The organism is Hafnia psychrotolerans (assembly GCF_014639435.1).
Classification (GTDB): Bacteria; Pseudomonadota; Gammaproteobacteria; order Enterobacterales; family Enterobacteriaceae; genus Ewingella; species Ewingella psychrotolerans.
The window spans coordinates 1-25619 of sequence record NZ_BMFZ01000018.1 but is presented as its reverse complement, the minus strand read 5'-3'; the positions used below and the strand labels follow the sequence as shown (position 1 = coordinate 25619).

The window sequence follows — 25619 nt, the reverse complement described above, 5'->3', positions numbered from 1 at the left end:
TGAAAAAAACATCACTGGAAATTGAATGCCTTCCTCAACTACTTTTCGTACCCGCACGGGACGTTTAATCCCTGCCGTTATCGTGGCGATGCTTCTCGCCAGTTGTTCGAGCCAGGCTCCGCAAACGCCGACGGAAACCCTTCAGGCCAAGGCAACTGGCAGCTCAGACTACTACCTGCAGCAGGCCCAGCAAAACGGTGATGATACCAAGGCTGACTGGCAATTACTTGCAGTTCGTGCCCTCTTGCGGGAAGGAAAATTGCCAGAAGCGGCGAATCAACTGGCAAAATTGCCGCAAAATCTGAGCGCAGCACAAGCGCTGGAGCAACAACTGGTCAGTGCTGAAGTGCAGATAGCTCAGCAGAACTACCCGGCGGCGGCGGCCACACTAAGTAAGCTTGATCCGGCTAGTTTAAATGATGCACAGAAAGCCCGTTTCTATCAGGCGCAAATCGATGTCAGCCAGGGCCGCACCAGCCTCGGGCTGCTGCGCGCCTATATTGCTCAGGAACCTTTGCTGCAGGGTAAACCACATCAGGACAACATTGATGCGACCTGGAGTGCGCTGTCGCAAATGACGCAGCAGGATGTCAACTCGATTGCCATCAATGCTGATGAGAATACGTTGCAAGGCTGGTTGGATCTCCTCAGCGTCTGGCAGAGTAATAAACAGGATCCCGATCTGCTGAAAGCAGGTATCAAAGACTGGCAGCGCCGTTACCCGGTTAATCCGGCGGCTAAAAACTTGCCAACTCAACTCAATAGCGTCCTTAGCTTCCAGCCTTCTTCTACTGAAAAAATCGCGCTATTCCTGCCGATGAGTGGTGCGGCGCAGGTTTACGGTAACGCCATTCAGCAAGGCTTCAATGCGGCAATGAACGGCTTACCCAGCCAGCCAGCGCCACAACAGGCCACGGTTGATGCAAACGCCGCCGTGCCACAGACCGATCCGAATGCAGCCGTTAGTCCATCGGCGCCAGACACCACCGCAGCTCAGGGCACGCCAACGGATGCGGCACCGTCTACAGCGGCACCCGTAGTCAGCGCAACGCCAGTCAATGGGAGCGCACAGGTGAAAGTCTATGACACCAGCACTCAGCCATTGCCGGTCTTGCTGGCTCAGGCACAACAAGATGGCGCCACCATTGTGGTCGGCCCGCTGCTAAAAAATAAAGTGACTGAACTGGGCTCAATCCAGACACCATTGAACGTTTTAGCACTGAATCAGCCAGAAACAGAGAAAAGCAGCCCGAATATCTGTTACTTTGCGCTCTCGCCGGAAGATGAAGCACAGGATGCGGCACGCCACATGTGGGCACAGCATCGTCAGATGCCATTACTGCTAGTACCGCGCGGCAGCTTTGGTGACCGTATCGCGCAAGCCTTTGCCGATGAATGGCAAAAACAAGGTGGCCAGACCGTTTTGAAACAAGGGCTGGGTTCCTATTCTGAACTGAAATCGACCCTTCGCACCGGTATCCGACTGACCGGAATACCGGTGTCCAGCAGTGTACAAACCGCCGCTCCGGCTCAATCGGGCGTGACCATTGGCGGGATCACTATCCCGGCGCCACCCAGTGATGATCAAATCGCACAGGCTACCAGTGGCAACACATCCGGTAATATTGATTCGGTATATATCGTCGCAACGCAGGATGAATTAACGCTGATTAAGCCGATGATTGATCTGGCGGTCAGTGGACGTAATAAGCCGGCCGTTTATGCCAGCTCACGCAGCTATCAAGCCGGTGCAGGCCCCGACTATCGAATGGAAATGGAAGGCGTGCAGTTCAGCGATATTCCTCTGCTGGCAGGTAACAATCCAGCATTGATGCAGCAGGCTGCCAGTCAGTTTAAAAATGACTATTCGCTGGTTCGTCTCTATGCCATGGGGATCGATGCATGGGATCTGGCCAATCACTTCTCACAAATGCGCCAAATCCCGGGCTTCCAGGTTTCCGGGACAACCGGTCAACTAAGTGCCAACGATAACTGCGTTATCCATCGCAAATTGCCATGGTTGCAGTACCGTCAGGGCTCACTGGTGCAGGTTTCTTCATAAAATATCGGTTTAAGAGAGCGCTGAAAATTTTACTCAGGCATCGGAATGGCTACTGTTAACACGTACAAGGATGTACTGATGTTTAAAAAATTGCCAACAACCCGCGAGCGTGGCGCAGACTATGAAGCCTTTGCCCGACGCTATCTTGAGAAAGAAGGGCTGATTTTCGTCGCCGCCAATGTGGCGTGCCGGCTGGGTGAAATTGACCTGATCATGCGCGATCAGCAAACCTGGGTGTTTGTTGAGGTCCGCTACCGTCGCAATGCCCTGTTTGGTGGTGCTTCGGCCAGCGTAACGCATCAAAAACAGAAGCGGCTGTTACATACCGCCTCTTTCTGGCTTGCAGGAAGAAACGCAAGCTTTGACACATCATCTTGCCGTTTTGATATTTTAGCCATCACGGGTAGCCAGATAGAATGGCTAACAGATGCTTTCAATGCGGATTGATATTGTTTTGAGACTGACGGCCTGCCCGACCGTGCAGCCGACATTTTACTGACTGGACTAAATCACGTGCTGGATAGAATCAAAGCCTGCTTTACTGAAAGTATTCAAACCCAGATTGCCGCTGCGGAAGCCCTACCTGACGCAATTTCCCGCGCCGCAATGACGCTGGTGCAATCGCTGCTCAACGGCAATAAAATACTCTGCTGCGGTAACGGCACCTCTGCGGCAAATGCCCAACATTTTTCCGCCAGTCTGATTAATCGTTTTGAAACTGAACGTCCCAGCCTTCCTGCAATCTCACTATGTGCAGATAACATTGTGCTGACGGCCATTGCTAATGATCGTCTGCACGATGAGATCTATGCTAAACAGGTCCGCGCACTGGGTCAGACAGGTGACGTTTTGTTAGCCATTTCCACCCGCGGTAATAGCCGTGATATCGTCAAAGCGGTTGAAGCCGCCGTGACCCGCGATATGACAATCGTTGCTCTCACTGGGTATGACGGCGGTGAGCTGGCCGGTTTGCTGGGGCCTCACGATGTTGAGATCCGTATTCCGTCACATCGCAGCGCGCGTATTCAGGAAATGCATATGCTCACAGTGAACTGTCTCTGTGACCTAATTGATAACACGCTGTTCCCACACCAGGACGACTAAGGAGTTTCAATGAAGGCAAGTCCTCTCTTTGCAGTATTGCTAAGCGCCCTTCTGTTACAAGGTTGTGTAGCCGCCGCTGTAGTTGGCGTTGCCGGTGTTGCGACCAAGACCAGCACCGATCCCCGTTCCGTAGGCACGCAAGTTGATGACAGCACGCTAGAGGCGCGTGTGAGCAACGCGATCAGCAAAGATAAGCAACTCAAAGATGAAGCCCGAATCGTGGCGACCGCCTATCAGGGTAAAGTCCTGTTAACGGGTCAGGCCCCAACGCCAGATATGGCCGCCCGCGCCAAACAGATCACCATGGGTGTAGAGGGCGCAAGCGATGTGTATAACGAGATCCGCACGGGTAAACCCGTCAGCATGGGGACGGCGTCATTGGATACCTGGATCACCACCAAGGTTCGTTCACAGATTCTCACCAGTGATTCAGTGAAATCTTCCAATGTGAAAGTGACCACCGAAAATGGTGAAGTGTTCCTGCTAGGTCTGGTAACGCCGGAAGAAGGCAAGTCAGCGGCGAGTATTGCTGCCGGCATCAGCGGCGTGAAACATGTCACCACGGCGTTTACCTACGTGAAGTAAGGGTCGTGTAGAAAAGTGGTGAAAAGGGCTCAGCATCGTATGCTGAGCCCTTTTGTTATGCATTAAGATTCAGATAAAAAAGGTTACCGGAGTTTGTGTTCAGCGAGGAATGTCTCACCACCCAGTTGACTCATCTGACGTAGGATCCACTGCTGGCGACGCAGGACATAAGCCGAGGGCGCATTCACTTTAAAAAGATGCGGGTTGGGCAGGACCGCCGCTAACAGCGCAGCCTGAGACGCAGTCAGCTTGCTGGCCGGTTTATGGAAAAAGTGCTGAGCAGCTTGCTCCACACCGAAAATACCATCACCAAATTCTACGATGTTAAGGTATACCGTCAGAATCCGGCGCTTGCTCCATACTGTTTCAATACCAACGGTCAGTCCAGCCTCCAACCCTTTGCGCACCCAACTGCGACCATCCCATAGGAACAGATTCTTGGCGGTTTGCTGAGAAAGTGTCGAAGCACCTCGAATCCGCCCGTCATCTTTATCACTTTTCTCCAGCACTGACTGAATCGCTTCGACATCAAATCCCCAGTGTTCCGGGAATTTTTGGTCTTCCGCTGCCATCACGGCTAATGCCATCGGCGGGGAAATTTCACTCATCGGTACCCAGTTAGAATGGGAGATGTAACTGAAATCTCCGCTCATCCAGGCAGAAATTTGCCGCTCTACCATCACTGCAGAGAAGGGCACGGGCATAAAAGAGAACAGCAGAATACCCGCGCCCCATAAGCCAATAAACAGTATTAAAAGGCGTTTAAGCCACTTTATCGGCGTCCTTAGCAGGACGATTCCTGACGATTTACTCATTTAATCCATTCCATAACACATCTGACCAGCTTATCAATCCCCACAGCCGCTTCACGGTCTGATTCTTCCGCAAGCAAACCAGGAGTGCTAACAATTTTCATTTCCAAATTGACGACAATATCATCAGCCGGGCAGGCAACGTGTTCGGCCCCAATGGCATCAAGGAGTTCCGCGCGATCCACATCACAACCTAAGGTCACTCGAATTTCAGTATCCACCAGTTTAGGTGCCAGTACTCCGGCCTGACTGATGAACGCTAATGGTTTTCGTTGCTTATGTATTCCGTGCGCTAATGTGAATAATTCTTCATCGATTGTGTAATCGCTTCCATCCGTCTCCAGCGTGGTGAAACGACGGATCGCGCCAAAACCTCCAGGAAAAATCAACGCGCTAAAGTTCTTAGGAACCGATTCCTTAAGGAAGGCGATTTTACTTAAGGGCAGAAAAGGAGATTCTGGCGTTATGAGAAAACCTTCTTTTTCTTTCTTTATAAAAAACTCATTTATTACATTAAGTTGCGAATCATTAATGGCTATACATTGGCTTTTGACACCCCGTTTTTTTAGGGCAGAAAGGACCCAAAATGCTTCCAGAAATCCTGTTTTGTCGTGAAAATCATCGCCGCAGAGCACAACGCCAACAGGTTTCATTTTTTTTCTCCAAAAATTCCTGCGATAAAGGCTTGAAGTTTTGTATAGACAAAGACTAATCTACATCACAGTTTTTAATGAATCTTGTAACAGTTACGCTTATATTTGTTATGTTGATTCCTACAAGATGTATTAGACTTTACGGTAAAATGACCAAGACCTGCGAAACCAGAATGTTTAAAACCATCGCGGGTTAACGATTTCCCTGGTGTTGGCGCAGTATTAGCGCACCCCGGCCTCGGCTGGGGTTATTTTTTTTCAGCGTTGGCTGTCCACTCACGTAAAATCTGCACATCGTTACGCCACTCCAGCTTCAATTCATCAATCCATTCTTGAACATTGTCCCACCATGCCGGTAGCGTTGGCGTCTGAATCTGTTGTGCTAGCTGTTGCAGATGTTTCAACCCCACCGAACCCGCCGCTCCTTTGATTTTATGACCTTCTTCAGCAATACCCGCTTGATCGCGGGCAATCATGTTGGAATCGAGCACCGCCAAATAATCTGGCATCATTTTTTCAAACATGTCAGCGCTCTGGTAAATCAGGCTCGGCCCGATCAGTTTGATGTATTGTTCCAGCATGTCGATATCCAGCAATGATTCTTGTGTCTGGGTCGTCACGGAAGGCTCCTCAGTAAAAACAGGGTCAGGTTGGTGATCCCAGAATTGCTGGATCATGGAGGTCAGCGCAGAGACGGACAGCGGCTTACTGAGCACATCGTCCATACCCGCTTCCAGATACTCTTTTTTATCTTTCAGCACGTTGGCGGTGAGGGCCACCAGCGGTGGCAGATATTGCCCTGCGTAGTCATGACGTAACTTACGCGCAATATCCAAACCGGTCATATCCGGCAGTTGAATATCAAGGAGCACCAAATCAAACTCATCTGGGTCAAACATCGCCAGTGCATCATGACCCGTCATGGCCACTTCCACACTGTTACCCAGTTTCTCCAGCACCGAGCGCGCAACAATCACGTTCAGTTCTATGTCCTCGACCAGCAGTACGTTCAGCGCAGGTAAAGGCAGATCTTCGTCTTCATCTCTTTCGCTAAGCGGCTCATCTAACATCGGAGCACTGACCGTCAAGGTGAAGCATGAGCCTTGACCTTGCTCACTGCATACCGTTATGTCGCCGCCCATGCTCTGAGCCAGACGTTTGGATACCGCTAGCCCGATCCCTGTGCCCGTCGCCGGTTTGCCGCCGTTCTGGTCTTTCACCTGGTAATACATAGCGAAAATTTTGTCCTGTTCATCTTTCGGAACGCCCATTCCGGAATCCTGAACCTCGAACCGCAGGAATTCACCGCCGTCGTGATGAACGCGCACCACGACTTCACCCTCGCGGGTAAATTTCACCGCATTCCCAATCAGATTCCACAGAATCTGCCGCAGGCGCGTGCCATCCGTCATGATGTTATGGGGTAGCGGTAAATCCGGTTGCATCACAAACTTCAGGCCTTTGGGCTGAACCAGCAAACCGGAAAGATTTTCCAAGTCGGAGAGGAAACCGGTGAAATCGACCGGCTGGATATCAAGCTGCATTTTACGGCGCTCAAGTTTATCCATCTCAATAATGTCGTTAAAAATATTGCCGAGCGTGATCGCACTGACATGGATGGTCTTCAGATAACTGTGTTGCTCAGCGTTCAGAGCAGTATCGAGCAAAATGCGACTAAGACCGACTATGCCATTAAGCGGTGTACGCAGCTCATGGCTGATCGTTGAGATAAAGGTGGTCTTTTCCCTGCTGGCATTCTCTAGCGCGTCCTGGTAGCGCTTACGCTCGGTAATATCGCGCCCGAAGCCCATCAACCCGTGACGCTTACCGACCCGGTCATAAAACGGGACTTTACGCAGTTCGAAACAGGCTTTGCGCCCATCGGGATACACCAGCCACTGTTCATACGTCAGCGACACATTGTGGCGGAACACTTTTTCATCAGTTTCCACCACTTTCTCGGCGATATCCGGGCTGTAGACGTCAGTGGGCGTCAGGCCAACCAATTGCTTTTCACTTTTGCCGGTCAGCAGCTCCATCGCGCGGTTACAGCCGGAAAATTCTTTATCTTCGTTACGGTAGTAAACCAGGTCGGGCGAGGCATCAAGGAAAGACCGCAACAAGGCTGATTGCTGGCTCAGCTCAATTTGCGCCTGTTCACGATGGTGCATTTCCAGTTTGAGTTTATCCACCACAGCAAGGCGCGCCTCTTCGGCTTTAACACGGTCAGCAATTTCCTGGTTCAACTGTGTAATATTGCCTTTCAACTGCTGATTCAATTTGAGGTCGCGATGGCGCATCTCTTCGAGCTTATCCACCAGGCGCGTCAAACGTTGACGGGACTCTTCAAGTTGTTCAACCACGACGGAAAGAAAATAAACTGCCCATGGTGTTATCAGCAAACCGAAGAAGATCGAACGGACCACATCAATACTTTCTACCTTGCCATGTAGCAACATAGTGACAGCCATCTGGACAATCATCGCCAGTACCACCAGTGCGGAGGCCAGCAGCAGAGAAAAACGCACCAATCCCAGTTTGACCATCAGATCAACATAGTACTGCGCTAACACCCGGACTTGCTTCATAACGATTCCCTTAAGACTATGACGGTCGAATGATACCGCATTTATAGGTTCAGATAAGCCCAAGATGAGCCTGCGGTTGGCGTGGAGTCTTAAGGTTGTGATCAACGTAGCGGCCTGCACTGTTGAGGGGCTCAGGGTAGTGCAGTAGGGCATAATTGCGTGCAGATATTGACTAACCGCCAACACGTTATTATTAATAGCCTGCGGCTTTAATCAACAAGACCCCAATCATTTCAGGCTTTACGCCCATCCCTGCAAAAAGAACCCATAATAGCCTTTGCTCCAAAAAGAATAACTATTCACTATTACTGCAAATAAACTCATTTAGTCTAAGATGAATAATTCTTATCATCGTGCCCCTTTTAGCACATTATTACTGCCTGATTAAAAACAGTCATAAGATACGCCAAATAGTCACAACCCAGCACAAAACACTACAATGGCGTCAATTTACAGCACACCGAACAGTTTACGCCACTTAAGGACAGTGAGACAGCTCACAATTCAGGGTACAAATCTTGTTGAGCCAAGAGGTTAAAAAACGCATATAAAAACTTATAAATCATAATGTTAAATGTGTTTATAGGGTTTTTATTCTCACTTAAATCTGAATTTGACCTGCCAGTGCTTTCTCGCTAAGTTGGGAGTCCGCTGGAAGCAATCTCGACGGGTGTACCACTCGTCATATTTATGCAGTAATTGAAGACTCCCTCATAAAAACAAGTCAATTACCACTTGTGAGAACCGTCACGAGGGGCCTTTGACCGGGAAACTCAGGCATTCAACGCACCGTGAGAGTGCGCGAAAATGTGAGCCATCCCTGTCTAAAAGCCCCCTCGAGTAAGGTGTGAGAGTCTCGCAGAGCCTGGGGAGGTTCACGAATATGTTGTACGATAAATCCCTTGAGAGGGACAACTGTGGTTTCGGCCTGATCGCCCACATTGAAGGCGAACCTAGCCATAAGGTCGTGCGTACAGCAATTCACGCACTGGCTCGTATGCAACACCGTGGGGCTATTCTTGCTGACGGCAAGACGGGCGACGGTTGTGGGCTGCTGTTACAAAAACCTGACCGCTTCTTCCGCATGGTTGCCGAAGAACGTGGCTGGCGCCTGGCCAAAAATTACGCCGTTGGCATGATATTCCTCAGTAAAGATGAAGAAGAAGCTGCCGCGAGCCGCCGCATTGTAGAGGAAGAACTTCAAAACGAAACGCTGTCCGTCGTTGGCTGGCGCGACGTTCCTACGAATCCTGACGTTCTCGGCGAAATTGCCCTTTCCTCCCTGCCTCGCATCGAACAAATTTTTGTTAATGCGCCGGCGGGCTGGCGCCCACGTGATATGGAACGCCGCCTCTATATGGCGCGCCGTCGTATCGAAAAACGCATTACCGATAAAGAGTTCTACGTCTGTAGCTTCTCCAACGTGGTGACGATTTATAAAGGCTTGTGTATGCCAGCCGATCTGCCGCGTTTCTATCTTGATCTGGCAGACCTGCGTCTGGAATCGGCGATCTGCCTATTCCACCAGCGCTTCTCTACCAATACCATGCCACGCTGGCCGCTGGCTCAGCCGTTCCGCTATCTGGCGCACAACGGTGAAATCAATACCATCGCAGGTAACCGCCAGTGGGCACGTGCCCGTGGTTATAAATTCAAAACGCCACTGATCCCCGATCTGCAGGATGCTGCACCGTTCGTCAATGAAACCGGGTCGGACTCCAGCTCGCTGGACAACATGCTGGAACTGTTCCTGGCAGGCGGTATGGATTTACTGCGTGCCATGCGTTTGCTGGTTCCACCAGCCTGGCAGCAGAACCCGGATATGGATAACGATCTGCGTGCCTTCTTCGACTTTAACTCCATGCACATGGAACCCTGGGACGGCCCGGCCGGTATCGTGATGTCAGACGGCCGCTATGCCGCCTGTAACCTTGACCGTAACGGCCTGCGCCCTGCGCGCTATGTCATCACCAAAGACAAGCTGATCACCTGCGCCTCTGAAGTCGGGATCTGGGATTATCAGCCGGACGAAGTCATAGAGAAAGGCCGGGTCGGTCCTGGCGAGCTGATGGTGATCGATACACGCAGCGGTAAAATTCATCACTCTGCGGAAACCGACAACGACCTCAAAGGCCGTCATCCATACAAAGAGTGGATGGAGAAAAACGTTCAGCGCCTGGTCCCGTTCGAAGACCTGCCTGAAGATCAGGTCGGTAGCCGCGAGCTGGACGACAGCGCGCTGGAAACCTTCCAGAAGCAGTTCGGCTACAGCAGCGAAGAGCTGGACCAAATCCTGCAAGTTCTGGGGGAAAATGGACAGGAAGCCGTCGGCTCCATGGGTGACGATACCCCATTCGCCGTGCTATCCAGCCGTCCCCGTATTATCTATGATTATTTTCGTCAGCAGTTTGCTCAGGTAACTAACCCGCCAATCGATCCGCTGCGTGAAGCTCATGTCATGTCACTGGCCACCAGCATCGGCCGTGAGATGAACGTCTTCTGCGAGGCTGAAGGACAGGCACACCGCCTCAGCTTTAAGTCGCCAATCCTATTGTGGTCTGACTTCAAACAGCTCACCACGCTGGACAGCAAATACTATCGCGCCGAAACGCTGGATCTCACTTACGACCCGGCCGAGCAAGATATGGAAGCGTTCGTGGCCAAATTGTGCGACGAAGGTGAACAAAAAGCCCGCGATGGCGCTGTGCTGTTGGTGCTCTCCGACCGCAATATCGCACCCAACCGACTGCCACTGCCTGCACCAATGGCCGTCGGTGCGCTGCAACGCCGTCTGGTTGAGAAAAACCTGCGCTGCGACACCAACATTATTGTCAAAACCGCCAGTGCCCGTGATCCGCACCACTTCGCTGTGCTGATCGGTTTCGGTGCCACCGCCGTTTATCCTTATCTGGCTTACGAAACGCTGGCCAAGCTGGTCGACGCTCGGGTTATCGACAAGAAATACCGTGAAGTCATGCTGAACTACCGTAACGGCATCAACAAAGGTCTGTATAAAATCATGTCCAAAATGGGCATTTCGACCGTGGCCTCTTATCGTTGTTCTCAGCTGTTTGAAGCGGTTGGTCTGCACAAAGAATTATGCAACACCTGCTTCCAGGGCGTGGTTAGCCGTATTGGTGGGGCAAGCTTCAACGACTTTGAACAGGATCTGCAAAACCTATCCAAACGCGCTTGGCTAAAACGCAAGACATTGGATCAGGGTGGTCTGCTGAAATTCGTCTACGGCGGCGAATATCACGCTTACAATCCGGATGTGGTGAACACACTGCAAGCTGCCGTGAAAAGCGGCGAGTACAGCGATTATCAGCAATATGCCAAACTGGTGAACGAACGTCCGGTCGCCGCGCTGCGCGATCTGCTGAAGATCACCCCGAAAGGTCAACCGATCCCGGTTGATCAGGTTGAACCTGCCGAAGGGCTGTTCACCCGTTTTGATACCGCCGCAATGTCTATCGGAGCTCTGAGCCCTGAAGCCCATGAATCTCTGGCTGAAGCGATGAACAGCATTGGCGGACGTTCTAACTCCGGTGAAGGCGGCGAAGATCCTGCCCGTTACGGCACCAATAAGGTGTCGCGGATCAAACAGGTCGCCTCCGGTCGTTTCGGTGTAACACCGGCTTATCTGGTGAATGCTGACGTTATTCAAATCAAAGTGGCGCAGGGAGCTAAACCAGGCGAAGGCGGTCAGTTGCCGGGCGACAAAGTCACGCCTTACATCGCGAAACTGCGTTATTCCGTGCCAGGCGTGACCCTTATTTCGCCGCCGCCGCACCATGACATTTATTCTATCGAAGATCTGGCTCAGCTGATTTTTGACCTGAAACAGGTCAATCCAAAAGCCATGATCTCAGTGAAGCTGGTTTCTGAGCCTGGCGTGGGTACCATCGCCACTGGCGTAGCGAAAGCCTATGCCGATCTCATTACCATCGCCGGTTACGATGGCGGTACTGGCGCAAGCCCGCTTTCATCGGTGAAGTATGCCGGTTGTCCATGGGAACTCGGTCTGGTGGAAACCCAGCAAGCGCTGGTGGCGAATGGTTTGCGTCACAAAATTCGCTTGCAGGTGGATGGCGGCCTGAAAACCGGTGCTGACATTATCAAAGCGGCAATTTTGGGTGCAGAAAGTTTCGGTTTTGGTACAGGACCGATGGTCGCGCTGGGATGTAAATACCTGCGTATTTGCCACCTGAACAACTGCGCCACCGGTGTAGCGACTCAGGATGAAAAATTGCGGCGTAACCATTACCACGGGCTCCCAGAACGTGTGACCAACTACTTCACGTTTATCGCACAGGAAACCCGTGAGATCATGGCGGAACTCGGTATCAGCCACTTGGTTGACCTGATTGGCCGTACTGATCTGCTGCTGGAGCTGGATGGCTTCACCGCGAAGCAAAACAAGCTCGACCTCTCGGCGCTGCTGGCTACTGCCACACCGCATCCGGGTAAAGCGGTGTATTGCACTGAGAACAATCCACCATTCGATAAAGGCCAACTCAACAAAGATATTCTTGAGCAGGCGACAGCACATATTGAGTCGAAACAGAGTAAATCGTTCTTCTTCGATATCCGTAACACGGATCGCTCAGTCGGCGCACTGTTGTCCGGGGCTATTGCTGAGAAACACGGCGATCAGGGTATGGCTGCTGATCCGATACGTATTAACTTCAACGGTACCGCTGGCCAGAGCTTTGGCGTCTGGAATGCCGGTGGCGTGGATCTTATGCTGACTGGCGACGCTAACGACTACGTAGGCAAAGGGATGGCTGGTGGACGTATTGCTATTCGTCCGCCAATCGGATCTGCCTTCCTTAGCCACGAAGCCAGTATCATCGGTAACACCTGTCTGTATGGTGCTACCGGTGGCAAGCTGTTTGCTGCTGGCCGCGCGGGCGAGCGTTTCGCGGTGCGTAACTCCGGTGCTATCACCGTGGTGGAAGGCATCGGCGACAACGGTTGTGAGTATATGACCGGCGGCATCGTCTGCGTACTGGGTCGGACCGGTGTTAACTTCGGTGCAGGTATGACCGGTGGTTTCGCCTACGTACTCGATGAAGACGGCGAATTCCGCAAGCGCGTTAACCCGGAACTGGTTGAAGTGCTCGGCGTTGAAGAGCTGGCCATCCATGAGGAACATCTGCGCGGTTTGATCACCGAACACGTGCAGTCGACCGCATCGACCCGTGGTGAAGAGATTTTGGCGAACTGGCCACAGTGGGCAGCTAAATTTGCCCTGGTAAAACCGAAGTCCAGTGATGTCAAAGCATTGTTGGGTCACCGTAGCCGCTCCGCAGCTGAGCTGCGGGTACAAGCGCAGTAAGAGGTCAAGATGAGTCAAAACGTTTATCAATTTATCGACTTACAGCGCGTTGATCCGCCAAAGAAACCGCTTAAGATCCGTAAAATTGAGTTTGTCGAAATTTACGAGCCGTTTTCAGCCACTCAGGCAGCATCACAGGCAGATCGCTGTATCTCCTGTGGTAACCCGTATTGCGAATGGAAATGTCCGGTACATAACTACATTCCGAACTGGCTGAAGCTGGCAAATGAAGGCCGCATTATGGAAGCCGCCGATCTTGCACATCAGACCAACAGTCTGCCGGAAGTCTGCGGACGCGTTTGCCCGCAGGACCGCCTATGCGAAGGTTCTTGTACCCTGAATGATGAGTTCGGTGCCGTCACCATTGGTAATATCGAACGCTATATCAGTGATAAAGCGATCGAGATGGGCTGGCGTCCGGATATGTCTCACGTCCACCCTACCGGCAAACGCGTGGCTATCATTGGCGCTGGCCCGGCAGGCTTGGCCTGTGCTGACGTGCTGACCCGTAACGGTGTCAAGGCGGTGGTTTACGATCGTCACCCTGAGATCGGCGGTCTACTGACATTCGGTATTCCGGCCTTTAAGCTGGAAAAATCAGTGATGACCAAACGTCGCGAAATCTTCAGCGAAATGGGGATCGAATTCCAACTCAATACCGAAGTAGGTAAAGACATCACCATTGAGGCTTTGCTGGCAGAATACGACGCCGTATTCCTCGGCGTGGGGACATACCAGTCGATGCGTGGCGGTCTGGAGAATGAAGATTCACCAGGCGTCTACGATGCCCTGCCGTTCTTGATTGCCAATACTAAACAACTGATGGGCTTCCAGGACACCCCGGAAGAACCCTACACCACGATGGAAAAGAAACGTGTTGTGGTGCTCGGTGGCGGTGATACTGCCATGGACTGTGTACGCACCTCGATTCGTCAGGGTGCAACGCACGTTACCTGCGCATACCGCCGTGATGAAGAGAACATGCCGGGTTCACGCCGCGAAGTGAAGAATGCCCGCGAAGAAGGCGTTGAATTCAAATTCAACCTGCAACCGCTGAGCATTGAACTTAACAGCGCAGGGCGCGTGAGTGGCGTCAGAATGGCACGAACCGAACTGGGCGCACCAGATGCACATGGACGCCGCCGTCCTGAAATCGTCGTCGGTTCCGAACACGTGATGGAAGCGGATGCCGTAGTGATGGCATTTGGTTTCCGCCCTCACAAAATGGAATGGCTGTCTGCTCACGACGTGGAGCTTGATACCCAGGGGCGTATTCTCGCACCGGAAGGAAGCGATAATGCTTTCCAGACCAGCAATCCGAAGATCTTCGCCGGTGGCGATGCCGTACGCGGTTCAGATCTGGTGGTGACCGCCATCGCTGAAGGCCGTAAAGCTGCAGAAGGCATCATGGGCTATCTCGAAGTCTAACAAACACTTGATATGACTAAGGCCGCGTAAGCGGCCTTTTTTATGAAAACTGCTCGGTTACATCAGTCCCAGTAATTTTGGAATAAACAGGGAAATTTGCGGGATGTAAGTGATCATCATCAACGAGACAAACAGCGCCGCGTAGAACGGGAGTAATGGCTTAATCAGATGCTGGATCTTCACGCCGGTAATCGAGCAACCCACAAACAGCGCGCTACCGACCGGTGGTGTTAGCAGTCCGACGCACAGGTTAGCGACCATCATGATACCGAAATGCACCGGGTCCATACCCAACTGTTGAACAATAGGCAGGAAGATCGGTGTGAAGATCAATACCGCTGGCGTCATATCCATAAAAATACCAACAATCAGCAGCACAATATTAATCATCAAAAGAATAAGCAGCGGGTTATCTGATATCCCCATCAGCGTGTCGCTGATCATATAAGGGATATCCGCATTGGTCATCGCCCAAGACATACCCACAGAAAAACCAATCAGCAACAGCACAATTGACGTTGTGACGACCGATTCGAGAATCAGTCTCGGCAGGTCACCCCATTTTACCTCACGGTATATCAGCACGGATAATATGAAGGTATATACCACCGCAATGGCTGATGCTTCAGTCGCCGTAAATATACCGCCGAGAATGCCGCCCATAACAATGATAACCAGCAACAAGCTTGGCATGGCATCTAAGAATGCTTTCGCTGCTTGCGCACAGGTTGGGCGCGGGGATACTGGATAGCCACGTTTTTTGGCAATAATCCAGCACACCAGCATAACTGACAGGCCCATCAATATACCGGGTATATAACCCGCCATAAACAGTGAAGCGACTGAAACGCCGCCCGCAGTGAGGGAAAAGACAATCAGTACATTCGAGGGAGGGATCAGCAATCCAGTAATACAAGATGACACGTTAACCGCCGTCGAGAACGCGGGGTCATAGCCCTCTTTAGCTTGAATCGGGGAAAGCGTGCCACCCACAGCCGCTGCAGAGGCGACCGCTGAACCAGAGATTGAACCAAACATCATATTCGCCAACACGTTGACATGACATAACGATCCCGGTATCCGTCCCACCATTATCTGCGCCAGATTGATAAGCCTGATAGCGATGCCGCCGCTGTTCATCAACGTTCCGGCAAAAATAAAGAACGGAATAGCCAGCAGCGCAAAGCTATCCAGGCCATTTGCCAGACGCTGCGCGACAGTGATCACCGCCACATCCCAAGGGAACATTAACAGCATTGAAGCTAGCGTGGAGATACCGATAGCAAACGAGATGGGCAGCCCAAGGAACACCAGAAAAAAGAAGCTGCCAAACAGGGTGAGAGCGATATAGCTTTCCATTAATTAGCCCTCTTGTGAGTCAGTGCCCTGGCATCATTGATGATAAAACACAGCGAATAGAACATCATAATGGCTCCGCTTAGGGGCAGAACAAAATAGACATAGCCCATTGGAATTTGCATTGCTGCAGACAGTTGTGCCGTCGCCAGTGTTTTCTCAATCAGCTTCAAGCCACCGTTCACAATAACCAATGCAGAAAAGAGCAAGACCAGCATATTTACCAGTATGCCCAGGGCATGTTTTTTGCGCTCCGATACCATCATGGCAAGAAAATCAATGCTAAGGTGACGCTGTGCACCTACGGTATAGGCTGCACCCAACAAACCGACCCAAATCATTAAAAAGCGAGCTAACTCATCCGTAAACGTACTGGGTTGGCTGAGCACATATCGGCTGAAAACTTGCCACACCACGCAGGCTACCAGCGCGATCATTACCATAATGGTAAAAGCAGCAATAACCCGGTCAACGGCAAGCTTTAGGGATTTCAGTATCATAATTTAATACCTAAAAAAACGAGGCTATGGCGGATTGGGGGTACCCGCCATTACATATTATTTTGCAGCAGCTTCGAATTTCGCGAGCAGTGCGGCTTGCTTAGGATCCTTGGCAAAATCATCGTAGAGCGGTTTTACGGCAGCGCGGAACGGCGCTTTATCGACGCTGACGATGGTGGCACCCATTTCTTTAGCTTGAGCACGTGAATCTGCGTCAACTTTTTCCCACTGTTTTTGCTGGTATACTTCTGAGTCCTTAGCGGCCTTCATCAGAATTTGTTGCTGATTCGGGGTAAGTTTGTTCCAGGTTTTGGTCGAGATCACCAAGAAGTCTGGAATAGAGGTATGCTCATCTTCAGAGAGGACTTTGGCAATTTCAATATGGCGAGTTTGTACCCACGATGGGATATTATTTTCTGCGCCATCAACGACCCCTTGCTGCATGGCGGTATAGACTTCGCCAAAAGAAATGGGTGTTGGGGAGCCGCCCATTAACTCAACCATTTTGATGGTCGTCGGACTTGCCTGTACGCGAATCTTCAGCCCTTTTAAATCTTCTGGCTTCATGATCGGCTTTTTAGCATAGAAGCTACGGGTTCCTGCCACATAAGCAGAAATAGCAAAGAAGCCTTTATCTTTTGTCGAATCCATGATTTCTTTACCAACTTCACCAAATACCACGCGATTAAAGTGCTGTTGGTCTTTAAATAGGTACGGCAAATTATAAATAGCGTAAGTATTATCAAAAGATTCCAGATCGCTTGCCGAGCCTTTGGTCATATCCAACGCACCATTTTGTAATAACTCTAGCGTTTCTCTGGCGCTTCCCATTTGGCTGCTTGGATAGATGCGAATGCGCATGTCACCCTTAGAAAGTTGTTGTACCTCTTTGGCCATTTCTTCAAATGCTTGATGCACAACATGGCTTCGATCAAGATTATGCGCCAGTTTCAAGGTGATTTTCTCAGCCGCATTGGCACCACTAACACACAATGCAAGCAGAGAAACACAGAGTAAATCACGAGGTATTGATGAAATTTTCATAAATAATGCTCACTGTATTTAGTTGTTATAGGTAGGTAATCAAGCCTCAATTGCTGTATGACAGCTTATGGTATTTGAATGACAACTAAACCCTGCCGTATCACATTTTTATGTTATTCATTATAATTTGTAACTTTTTGTGTCATGGATCACATTCTTCAGGAAGGATAAATAACCATTAGATAACGGAGTATTTATTTTAAGAAAAAATCCCAATCATTCATTCGTCGAACAAATCGCTTTTTTCTAAGCATTCTCTATTTTAATAAAAGGGTAATTATCAACATCGTATAAATAGAGTCAGTACCGAATAGGTATATTGGAATAGAAATGAGAAGTGTGAGAACAGCAGAAGAAGGCACACCATTATCAGCGTAAAACGCTGTCTGAACAAACGGGCCGGGAGGATTGTCATCATAAAAAAAACCCCGCATATGAATGCAGGGTTTATACCGCTTTAGTCGTGTAAAAGAATTATTTCACCACGCGTAACGATGGGCGCCCACCGCGAGGTGGGGTCGGCGGTTCATCATCCGGATTTTCTTTAGCGACGTCGGGCAAATCACCATCGATGACCGACATTGTCGGTGCAGATAACGGATCTTTGTTATTGTTATCGTCGTCGTTAAGCCCTTCAAATGCCGCTTCTGACTCATAAGCTGGTTCCGGCTCGAACATCGTTCCGGCGCCATTTTCACGGGCATAAATGGCCAGTACCGCAGCGATAGGGACAAAGACGTTACGCGGAACACCACCAAAACGGGCATTAAAGCGAACGTCATCGTTACCCAGTTCGAGATTACCGACAGCACGTGGCGCAACGTTCAGAACAATCTGGCCATCACTCGCGAATTCCATCGGAACCATAACGCCGGGCATTGTAACGTCAACGACCAAGTGCGGGGTTAACTGGTTGTCGAGCAACCATTCGTAAAATGCGCGCAGCAGATACGGACGCCGCGGAGACATGTCGCTCATCTCCATGACTTAGCCCCGTGTGTGCAAACGCATTTCGCGCTCGGGTTCAGTAAGGGAAGCCAGGAAAGCATCACGCTCGAATACACGGGTCATATAGCCTTTTAGCTCTTTTGAACCTGTACCGGACAACTCGATACCAAGCTCAGGCAGACGCCACAACAGCGGCGCCAGGTAGCAGTCAACCAGACTGAACTCTTCGCTCTTGAAGTAAGGCATATAGGAGAAGATGGGTGCAATCGCCAGTAGCTCTTCACGCAATTGTTTGCGCGCAGCGTCGGCTTCCTGTGCAGAACCCTGCTCAATTTGACGCAGCAGTGAGTACCAGTCATTTTCGATGCGGTGCATCATCAGACGGCTTTCACCACGGGCAACCGGGTAAACAGGCATTAATGGAGGATGTGGGAAACGCTCATCAAGGTATTCCATGATGATACGTGACTCAAACAGCGTCAGCTCACGATCGACCAGCGTTGGAACGGTGCGATATGGGTTGAGGTCAATAAGATCCTGCGGCAGATGATCCATCTCAACCTGCTCGATCTCAACACTGACACCTTTTTCCGCCAGTACGATACGTACTTGATGGCTAAAGATGTCGGTCGAGCCAGAAAACAGCGTCATTACCGAACGTTTGTTGGCAGCGACAGCCATGAAAACCTCCAAGTTTATCTAGAATAATCTGCGAATAGCTAACTGTCAGGCTGCTATCCTGAACAATCATCTTTACTGCCAGCCAGGAAGCGCGACAACAGTCACTGTCCGGTGAACAGGCACAAAAGTGTGTCACAGTTTACCAGATTTTGGCCGGTCTGTGGGGACGGCATAGATGATTTCGTGGGGAAATGTGTATCAGACAGCAATTTGCCGAAAAATCACCGACATTGCAGACATAAAAAAACCCGGTGAAGCACCGGGTTTTTGACGTTGTTCTTTGTGTCGCAACACAGCACTGCCGAAGCAGTAAAGAATTAACGCTTGGAGAACTGAGGACGACGACGTGCTTTACGCAGGCCGACTTTCTTACGTTCAACTTTACGAGCATCACGAGTAACGAAACCTGCTTTACGCAGTTCGCCACGCAGACTTTCGTCATATTCCATCAGTGCACGAGTAATACCGTGACGGATAGCACCAGCTTGACCAGAGATACCACCACCTTTAACAGTGATGTAAAGGTCAAATTTAGAAACCATGTCGACCAGTTCCAGAGGTTGACGAACTACCATGCGGGCAGTTTCACGACCAAAGTACTGTTCCAGGCTACGCTGGTTAATTACGATGTTACCACTGCCCGGCTTGATAAAAACGCGAGCGGCGGAGCTTTTGCGGCGACCAGTGCCGTAGTATTGATTTTCAGCCATTGCCTATAATCCCGATTAAATGTCAAGAACTTGCGGTTGCTGTGCCGCATGAGTGTGCTCGTTACCCGCGTAAACTTTAAGTTTACGGTACATTGCACGACCCAGCGGGCCCTTCGGCAGCATGCCTTTAACCGCGAGCTCAATGACACGCTCTGGACGGCGAGCAATCATCTCTTCAAAGGTCGCTTGTTTGATACCACCGATGTGGCCGGTGTGATGGTAATAAATCTTGTCATTACGCTTGTTGCCGGTTACAGCAACTTTTTCTGCGTTCAGAACGATGATGTAATCACCAGTATCAACGTGCGGAGTGTATTCCGCTTTATGCTTGCCACGCAGACGGCTAGCCAGTTCAGTGGCCAGGCGACCTAAGGTCTTGCCCGTTGCGTCAACTACGAACCAGTCACGTTGTACGGTTTCCGGCTTAGCTGTAAAAGTTTTCATTAAAAGCTTACCCAATTAAAGTTACACGTTGGCGAACACCCTAACGCCTATATGTTTTTATAAACCATAAGAACCCAGATTTATAAAATAAGTATTGGAGGTTCACACGACCATCAGTCCAGCAAACCTACCCCTTCGAATAGCCATTGCCGGCACTATGAAGTTTCGGGAAAAAAACTTCGTTGTAACGTGGGGTCGCAGGATTATAGAGAAGTCACCGGGAAAGATCGAACTCTTTTTGACTAATAGTGCAGATTTCGCTTCATTCTGTTTAGTCTTCGGGGGAAGCAATTGCCCCACCCGTTTTTGCCGACGCACGAATTGCAGGTCAAGGCAGGTGCGGCATCCTGAGATACTCTTCGCTTTGCATCTCTTGCAGGCGCGACAGGCAGCGCTGATATTCGAACTTCAAGCGCTCACCCTGATAAATTTCATACATCGGCGTTTGTGCCGAGATCACCAGTTTGACGCGGCGTTCATAAAACTCATCAACCAATGCGAGAAATCGCCGGGCAGCATTTTCATCTTTCAGCCCCATCACCGGCACATTGTGGAGCAAAACACTGTGATAAATCTTCGATAGTGCAATGTAATCCAACTGGCTGCGTGCTTCTTCGCACAAAGTATGGAATTCAACCGCCAGCACACCATCGCCGGAAGCCATTGCCTGTAACGGACGATGATTAACCTGTAACAGTGGGTTGGTCTCATCCTCTTGCCCGGCCAGCTTATCAAATATATGCCGCATAGCGATGACCGTCTCAGGCTGCAAAGGAGTCAACCACAGGTTCGCCTGCGTTAACGTGCGCAAACGGTAATCTATACCAGCATCCACGTTCATCACGTCACAATACTCTTTAATCAGATCGATGGCGGGCAGGAAGCGTGCGCGCTGCAACCCGTTGCGATAAAGATCGTCCGGCGGAATATTGGAGGTCGCAATCAGCGTAATACCACGCGCAAACAGCGCCTGCAACAGTGTGGCCAACAGCATGGCATCGGTAATATCGGAAACAAAGAACTCATCAAAACAGAGCACATCGGTTTCAGCCTTAAAGCTGTCTGCTATCGTTTCCAGCGGATTTTCCTGTCCCTGTAACGCCGTGAGTTGTTGATGCACTCGCAGCATGAAACGGTGGAAATGCAGACGCAGTTTGCGTTCACCTGGCAGCGTCTGGAAAAAAAGATCCATCAGCCAAGTCTTGCCTCGCCCGACACCGCCCCACATATATAAGCCCTGAACAGGCCTTAAGGTGTTTTTTGCACTGCTCTTTCCAAACAATCGGCTCAACAAGCCACCAGGCGTTGCCGTTTTCACCGCAGGCGATGTATTCAACGCATGATAAATCACCTCAAGCCGTGTAACGGCCTGTAGCTGAATATCATCTGCCTGGAACTCTCCGGCAGTGAGTGCGCTCTTATATAACGTGAGTGGTGTCGTAGGTTGCATGTCAATCAACATCCCTGAGAAAATATTTTTTAGTATTTCACAGCGGTTACCCGCAAATTTAGCACCAGTTCGCCGCTTTTAACGTCGGTCTGTTCGTGGAAAAATCGCTTTGCTGTGGTGAATGTCAGCACAGGATTCCACTCGGACGAGGTAAACGGTTATAGTGGACTGATACGGATGGAAAACGTAGGTAGAATTTACGTTAAAACCATTGCATGAAAAAGCCCTACGAAAAAACGAAGTCAAAATAGGAGTTATTATGACCTGGGAGTATGCGCTCATTGGATTAGTGGTCGGTATCGCCGTTGGTGCGTTAGGAATGCGCTTTGGCAATCGTAAATTACGCGATCAGCAAGTGATGCAAAGCGAGCTGGACAGAAGCAAAGCCGAACTGGACGAGTATCGTCAGGAATTGACGGGGCACTTTGCCCGCAGCGCAGAGTTGCTGGATAACATGGCCACCGACTACCGCCAGCTTTATCAACATATGGCGAAGAGTTCAAACAATCTGCTGCCCGATATGCCAGCTCAGGACAACCCGTTCAATTACCGTTTGACCGGCTCTGAGGCTGACAACGATCAGGCACCTGTAGAAATGCCACGCGACTACTCAGATGGCGCGTCAGGCCTGCTGCGCGGTCAGCGCACGGGTCGCAAATAAATAATGGAACTGCCCGTGACAATGCTCATTGTCGCGGGTCAGCCCACAGCGCGTCGGATCTGCCGACGCCGTACCTCAAGAATGACGCTTCCTACATGCCCAACACAGACTATCGTTCATAGTCCATAACAGACAGCGAGAGTGTTATCCTGATGAAGAAAAAGCCTTTTTTGTTCAGTGTATTAACCATTTGTATTGGATTAACCTTCGCTTCTGTTCCTGCGGCGAATGCAGGTATTCCCGTCGCTGTTGAAGGCCAGCCGTTACCGAGCCTGGCCCCTATGCTGGAGAAAGTGCTCCCCGCGGTGGTCAGTGTGCAGGTTACGGGCACTCAACCCCCAAGCAACGACGTGCCACCTGAATTCAAGTTCTTCTTTGGGCCACAGGCACCTTCTGAAGACCAGGGAGGTCAGGCTTTTGAAGGCCTGGGTTCTGGCGTGATCATTGATGCCGCCAAAGGCTATGTACTGACCAATAATCACGTGGTCAATAATGCCGATAAAATCACCGTGCAGATCAACGATGGCCGCGAGTACTCCGCTAAACTGATTGGTAAAGACGACCAGTCAGATATCGCGTTAATCCAGATCATTGATGGCAAAAACCTCACTCAAATTACCATGTCAGATTCCGATACACTGCGGGTGGGAGATTTTGCTGTGGCGGTAGGTAACCCGTTCGGCCTCGGCCAAACAGCTACCTCGGGTATTATCTCGGCGCTCGGGCGCAGCGGACTGAACCTTGAAGGGCTGGAGAACTTTATCCAGACCGATGCCTCGATTAATCGTGGTAATTCCGGTGGCGCGTTGCTGAACCTTAAGGGTGAGCTGATTGGCATCAACACCGCCATCCTGTCATCCCAGGGCGGCAGCATCGGAATTGGCTTTGCTATTCCGGTCAATATGGCGAAAAACCTGAGCGAACAGTTGATCAGGTTTGGTGAGGTTAAGCGCGGTCTACTGGGCATTCGCGGCACTGAAATGACGCCGGAGCTGGCCAAAGCCTTCAAACTCGACAGCCAGCGCGGCGCGTTTGTTAACGAAGTGCTACCCGCTTCGGCAGCCTCAAAAGCTGGCATTAAGTCAGGGGACATTCTGGTCACGCTGCAAGGCAAACCGCTAAGCAGTTTCGCTGAACTGCGCGCCAAAGTCGGCACAGCCGGTCCGGGCGTAACCATGCAGATTGGTTTGATACGCGAAGGTAAACCGATGACCGTGAACGTCACACTGGATAAGAGTCCGACGGTTGAAACCAGCATCGACAAGCTTAATCCGGCACTGCTGGGTGTTACCCTGAGCGATCTCGCCCCGAAAACAGCCAAAGGGGTCCACGTTGATGACGTAAAAAAAGGCTCTCCTGCCGATCAGATTGGCTTACAGAAAGATGATGTTATCATCGGTGTTAATCGCCAGAACGTTGATAACCTGGCTGCTTTTCGTAAGATCCTCGAAGCCAAACCCGCCTTGATCGCACTGAGCGTTCAACGCAAAGGCCAAAATATCTATTTGTTAATGCCGTAAAAATGATGTTAATGCCGTAAACCTCTGAAAATCGGACGCAGCCCGTGCTGCGTTCGAACAACTCATGCTATCCTTCTGAAATATTCCACCCACCATTCCAGACTCCTATGCTTGTTAAGTTATTGCGATCCGCCGTTATTGGACTGATTGTTGCCGGTATTTTACTGGCATCAGTACCCATGTTGCGCAAAAATATTGTCCAGCCATTGTTTGAACACCAGTTCAGCGAAAACGATGAACAGCCCGTCAGCTTTAACGAAGGTGTGCGTCATGCAGCCCCTGCCGTAGTGAACGTCTATAACCGTAATATGGGTGCTAATTCAAAAAGCGAATTACAGATCCGCACCCTGGGTTCCGGCGTGATCATGAATGATAAAGGCTACATTCTTACCAACAAACACGTTATCAATAACGCGGATCAAGTTATCGTCGCGTTGCAGGACGGAAGAGTCTTTGAAGCGCTGTTAGTTGGCTCAGACAGCTTGACTGACCTGGCCGTTTTGAAAATCGACTCGGGTAACCTGCCGGTCATTCCCATTAACACCAAGCGTGTTCCCCGAGTCGGCGATCTGGTGATGGCCATCGGTAATCCCTACAATCTTGGTCAGACGGTGACGCAGGGCATCATCAGCGCCACAGGCCGCATCGGCCTCAGCCCTTCCGGTCGACAGAATTTCCTGCAAACCGATGCCTCTATCAACCAGGGCAACTCGGGTGGCGCACTGGTTAACAGCCTGGGTGAACTGGTGGGCATTAACACGCTATCCTTTGACCAAAGTAACAACGGTGCCACACCGGAAGGTATTGGCTTTGCCATACCGACCGCGCTCGCGATGAAAGTCATGGGTAAACTGATCCGTGATGGCAGGGTGATCCGTGGTTATATCGGCATTGGTGGGCGAGAAGTCTCACCTCTGCACGGCCCTAATACTGGCATCGACAGAATGCAGGGCATCATTGTCAACGAGGTCACACCAAATGGCCCGGCCGCCAATGCAGGCATGCAGGTTAATGATGTGATTGTCAGCGTGAATGGAAAACCGGCTATATCCGCCATTGAAACCATGGATCAGGTAGCTGAAATCCGCCCTGGAACGGTGATCCCAGTTGAGATCATGCGTAATGGTAAAAAGCTGGCTTTGCAGATAACGATTCAGGAATACCCATCGCATTAATCAACTATCTAGTCTGAAAAGCAGCAATAAAATCTATGGTCACCCCCGTTTTTGCAACACCGATTTTGATTTATGATGGGCTTGCTTAAATCTATACGGCGTCTGATGGGCAACCTTACGTTGCCCGCGCCACGATGAAGTCCGCGCCTGCAGAACCTTAAAAAGCGGACGGCTTCAAAGAGCCATTTTTTATGTCAGGTTCATCCGCAGGTCGCTGTGCCGTTCATGTCATCAATAATCAATCGTCGCAAAACCAGAAAGTCACTGCGTAATGCCTAAGAGCTAACAGTTCGTCCTGTTAGCTCTTTTTATTGGATAAAAGCTGTCCGATGGGTTGTCACCGACCAGGCTATTCGGGCCAGTTTGTTGGCCAGCCCGCAGGCCACTACGTTCGAGTGATGCCGTGTCAGTTGGGCCTTCACCCAGTCAGCCAGCCAGCCGCCCCTGATGGTGTTCAAGTCGTTGCATAAAAGCGCGAGCGCATTGCACCAGAAGACGTCGCAGATTTTTATCCCCACGTTTACTGATGCCCATTAGCGTACTTTTTCCGCCCGTGC

The 25619-nt window shown here is 50.6% G+C and carries 20 protein-coding genes and 1 pseudogene; 9 read left to right on the top strand and 12 right to left on the bottom strand.

Translation table 11 applies throughout. From position 1 onward, the window contains the following. Positions 1–25: 25 nt before the first annotated feature. The 4 genes from IEV89_RS21000 (at position 26) to dolP (ending at position 3751) form a co-directional block, all read left to right on the top strand. On the top strand, positions 26–2062 hold the full coding sequence (locus IEV89_RS21000) for a penicillin-binding protein activator (protein WP_188475461.1): 2037 nt from the start codon (positions 26–28) through the stop codon (positions 2060–2062). Positions 2063–2140: 78 nt separating this feature from the next. Further along, a complete protein-coding gene (locus IEV89_RS20995) occupies positions 2141–2509 on the top strand; it encodes a YraN family protein (protein ID WP_188475460.1) in 369 nt (122 codons plus the stop codon). A gap of 66 nt (positions 2510–2575) precedes the next feature. Next, entirely contained in the window at positions 2576–3166 is a 591-nt protein-coding gene (diaA, locus tag IEV89_RS20990) for a DnaA initiator-associating protein DiaA (protein ID WP_188475459.1), read from the top strand. Between the two features lie 9 nt (positions 3167–3175). Next, the gene (dolP, locus tag IEV89_RS20985) at positions 3176–3751 is read left to right on the top strand and encodes a division/outer membrane stress-associated lipid-binding lipoprotein (RefSeq protein ID WP_188475458.1); all 576 of its coding nucleotides are present in this window, start codon (positions 3176–3178) and stop codon (positions 3749–3751) included. Between the two features lie 83 nt (positions 3752–3834). Here dolP and mtgA read toward each other — a convergent pair whose 3' ends face one another. From mtgA to arcB, 3 genes are all read right to left on the bottom strand, one after another. Further along, a complete protein-coding gene (mtgA, locus tag IEV89_RS20980; protein WP_188475457.1) occupies positions 3835–4566 on the bottom strand; it encodes a monofunctional biosynthetic peptidoglycan transglycosylase in 732 nt (243 codons plus the stop codon). Continuing rightward, a complete protein-coding gene (locus tag IEV89_RS20975) occupies positions 4563–5216 on the bottom strand; it encodes a type 1 glutamine amidotransferase family protein (protein WP_188475456.1) in 654 nt (217 codons plus the stop codon). The genes mtgA and IEV89_RS20975 overlap by 4 nt, the downstream gene beginning before the upstream one ends. 248 nt (positions 5217–5464) lie before the next feature. Beyond that, complete coding sequence (arcB, locus tag IEV89_RS20970) at positions 5465–7804, bottom strand: aerobic respiration two-component sensor histidine kinase ArcB (protein WP_188475455.1); 2340 nt, start codon at positions 7802–7804, stop codon at positions 5465–5467. Between the two features lie 883 nt (positions 7805–8687). Between arcB and gltB the strand changes: the two genes are divergently transcribed. Together gltB and IEV89_RS20960 are read left to right on the top strand one after the other, a co-directional pair. After that, on the top strand, positions 8688–13145 hold the full coding sequence (gltB, locus tag IEV89_RS20965) for a glutamate synthase large subunit (protein WP_188475454.1): 4458 nt from the start codon (positions 8688–8690) through the stop codon (positions 13143–13145). 9 nt (positions 13146–13154) lie between these two features. Continuing rightward, complete coding sequence (locus IEV89_RS20960) at positions 13155–14573, top strand: glutamate synthase small subunit (RefSeq protein WP_188475453.1); 1419 nt, start codon at positions 13155–13157, stop codon at positions 14571–14573. A gap of 57 nt (positions 14574–14630) precedes the next feature. Here IEV89_RS20960 and IEV89_RS20955 read toward each other — a convergent pair whose 3' ends face one another. From IEV89_RS20955 to zapE, 8 genes are all read right to left on the bottom strand, one after another. Beyond that, positions 14631–15932: a TRAP transporter large permease gene (locus IEV89_RS20955; RefSeq protein WP_188475452.1), complete on the bottom strand. Its 1302-nt coding sequence runs from the start codon at positions 15930–15932 to the stop codon at positions 14631–14633. Next, positions 15932–16429 (bottom strand): TRAP transporter small permease, encoded by a 498-nt coding sequence (locus IEV89_RS20950; protein ID WP_188475451.1) that lies wholly within the window; start codon positions 16427–16429, stop codon positions 15932–15934. The genes IEV89_RS20955 and IEV89_RS20950 overlap by 1 nt, the downstream gene beginning before the upstream one ends. A 57-nt stretch (positions 16430–16486) precedes the next feature. Further along, the gene (locus tag IEV89_RS20945) at positions 16487–17473 is read right to left on the bottom strand and encodes a TRAP transporter substrate-binding protein (protein ID WP_188475450.1); all 987 of its coding nucleotides are present in this window, start codon (positions 17471–17473) and stop codon (positions 16487–16489) included. Positions 17474–17947: 474 nt separating this feature from the next. Then, positions 17948–18457: a ClpXP protease specificity-enhancing factor gene (sspB, locus tag IEV89_RS20940; protein WP_188475449.1), complete on the bottom strand. Its 510-nt coding sequence runs from the start codon at positions 18455–18457 to the stop codon at positions 17948–17950. Between the two features lie 3 nt (positions 18458–18460). Beyond that, on the bottom strand, positions 18461–19102 hold the full coding sequence (gene sspA, locus IEV89_RS20935) for a stringent starvation protein SspA (protein WP_140472421.1): 642 nt from the start codon (positions 19100–19102) through the stop codon (positions 18461–18463). A 317-nt stretch (positions 19103–19419) separates the two neighbouring features. Then, positions 19420–19812: a 30S ribosomal protein S9 gene (gene rpsI, locus IEV89_RS20930; protein ID WP_140472419.1), complete on the bottom strand. Its 393-nt coding sequence runs from the start codon at positions 19810–19812 to the stop codon at positions 19420–19422. Between the two features lie 15 nt (positions 19813–19827). Next, a complete protein-coding gene (rplM, locus tag IEV89_RS20925; RefSeq protein ID WP_140472417.1) occupies positions 19828–20256 on the bottom strand; it encodes a 50S ribosomal protein L13 in 429 nt (142 codons plus the stop codon). Positions 20257–20584: 328 nt separating this feature from the next. Next, positions 20585–21706 carry a cell division protein ZapE gene (zapE, locus tag IEV89_RS20920; protein ID WP_188475448.1) on the bottom strand — a complete coding sequence of 374 codons (1122 nt, stop codon included), beginning with the start codon at positions 21704–21706 and terminating at the stop codon, positions 20585–20587. Between the two features lie 259 nt (positions 21707–21965). Here zapE and zapG point away from each other — a divergent pair, with 259 nt between their 5' ends. The 3 genes from zapG to degS all read left to right on the top strand — a co-directional run bounded on the left by zapG (position 21966) and on the right by degS (position 25062). Next, a complete protein-coding gene (gene zapG / locus IEV89_RS20915; RefSeq protein WP_188475447.1) occupies positions 21966–22367 on the top strand; it encodes a Z-ring associated protein ZapG in 402 nt (133 codons plus the stop codon). Positions 22368–22519: 152 nt separating this feature from the next. Next, on the top strand, positions 22520–23887 hold the full coding sequence (gene degQ, locus IEV89_RS20910) for a serine endoprotease DegQ (RefSeq protein ID WP_188475446.1): 1368 nt from the start codon (positions 22520–22522) through the stop codon (positions 23885–23887). Positions 23888–23994: 107 nt separating this feature from the next. Continuing rightward, the gene (gene degS, locus IEV89_RS20905) at positions 23995–25062 is read left to right on the top strand and encodes an outer membrane-stress sensor serine endopeptidase DegS (protein WP_188475445.1); all 1068 of its coding nucleotides are present in this window, start codon (positions 23995–23997) and stop codon (positions 25060–25062) included. A gap of 308 nt (positions 25063–25370) precedes the next feature. On the opposite strand, the pseudogene IEV89_RS20900 reads toward degS, so the two are convergent. Then, positions 25371–25619 (bottom strand): annotated as a pseudogene (locus IEV89_RS20900) (transposase); the annotation flags it as partial.

Excerpts from the sequence above, each read along its gene's own strand:
- IEV89_RS21000 (WP_188475461.1), top strand. The coding sequence starts at position 26 with ATGCCTTCCTCAACTACTTTTCGTACCCGCACGGGACGTTTAATCCCT.
- IEV89_RS20995 (WP_188475460.1), top strand. The coding sequence starts at position 2,141 with ATGTTTAAAAAATTGCCAACAACCCGCGAGCGTGGCGCAGACTATGAA.
- dolP (WP_188475458.1), top strand. The coding sequence starts at position 3,176 with ATGAAGGCAAGTCCTCTCTTTGCAGTATTGCTAAGCGCCCTTCTGTTA.
- mtgA (WP_188475457.1), bottom strand. The coding sequence starts at position 4,566 with ATGAGTAAATCGTCAGGAATCGTCCTGCTAAGGACGCCGATAAAGTGG.
- IEV89_RS20975 (WP_188475456.1), bottom strand. The coding sequence starts at position 5,216 with ATGAAACCTGTTGGCGTTGTGCTCTGCGGCGATGATTTTCACGACAAA.
- arcB (WP_188475455.1), bottom strand. The coding sequence starts at position 7,804 with ATGAAGCAAGTCCGGGTGTTAGCGCAGTACTATGTTGATCTGATGGTC.
- gltB (WP_188475454.1), top strand. The coding sequence starts at position 8,688 with ATGTTGTACGATAAATCCCTTGAGAGGGACAACTGTGGTTTCGGCCTG.
- IEV89_RS20960 (WP_188475453.1), top strand. The coding sequence starts at position 13,155 with ATGAGTCAAAACGTTTATCAATTTATCGACTTACAGCGCGTTGATCCG.
- IEV89_RS20955 (WP_188475452.1), bottom strand. The coding sequence starts at position 15,932 with ATGGAAAGCTATATCGCTCTCACCCTGTTTGGCAGCTTCTTTTTTCTG.
- IEV89_RS20950 (WP_188475451.1), bottom strand. The coding sequence starts at position 16,429 with ATGATACTGAAATCCCTAAAGCTTGCCGTTGACCGGGTTATTGCTGCT.
- IEV89_RS20945 (WP_188475450.1), bottom strand. The coding sequence starts at position 17,473 with ATGAAAATTTCATCAATACCTCGTGATTTACTCTGTGTTTCTCTGCTT.
- sspB (WP_188475449.1), bottom strand. The coding sequence starts at position 18,457 with ATGGAGATGAGCGACATGTCTCCGCGGCGTCCGTATCTGCTGCGCGCA.
- sspA (WP_140472421.1), bottom strand. The coding sequence starts at position 19,102 with ATGGCTGTCGCTGCCAACAAACGTTCGGTAATGACGCTGTTTTCTGGC.
- rpsI (WP_140472419.1), bottom strand. The coding sequence starts at position 19,812 with ATGGCTGAAAATCAATACTACGGCACTGGTCGCCGCAAAAGCTCCGCC.
- rplM (WP_140472417.1), bottom strand. The coding sequence starts at position 20,256 with ATGAAAACTTTTACAGCTAAGCCGGAAACCGTACAACGTGACTGGTTC.
- zapE (WP_188475448.1), bottom strand. The coding sequence starts at position 21,706 with ATGCAACCTACGACACCACTCACGTTATATAAGAGCGCACTCACTGCC.
- zapG (WP_188475447.1), top strand. The coding sequence starts at position 21,966 with ATGACCTGGGAGTATGCGCTCATTGGATTAGTGGTCGGTATCGCCGTT.
- degQ (WP_188475446.1), top strand. The coding sequence starts at position 22,520 with ATGAAGAAAAAGCCTTTTTTGTTCAGTGTATTAACCATTTGTATTGGA.
- degS (WP_188475445.1), top strand. The coding sequence starts at position 23,995 with ATGCTTGTTAAGTTATTGCGATCCGCCGTTATTGGACTGATTGTTGCC.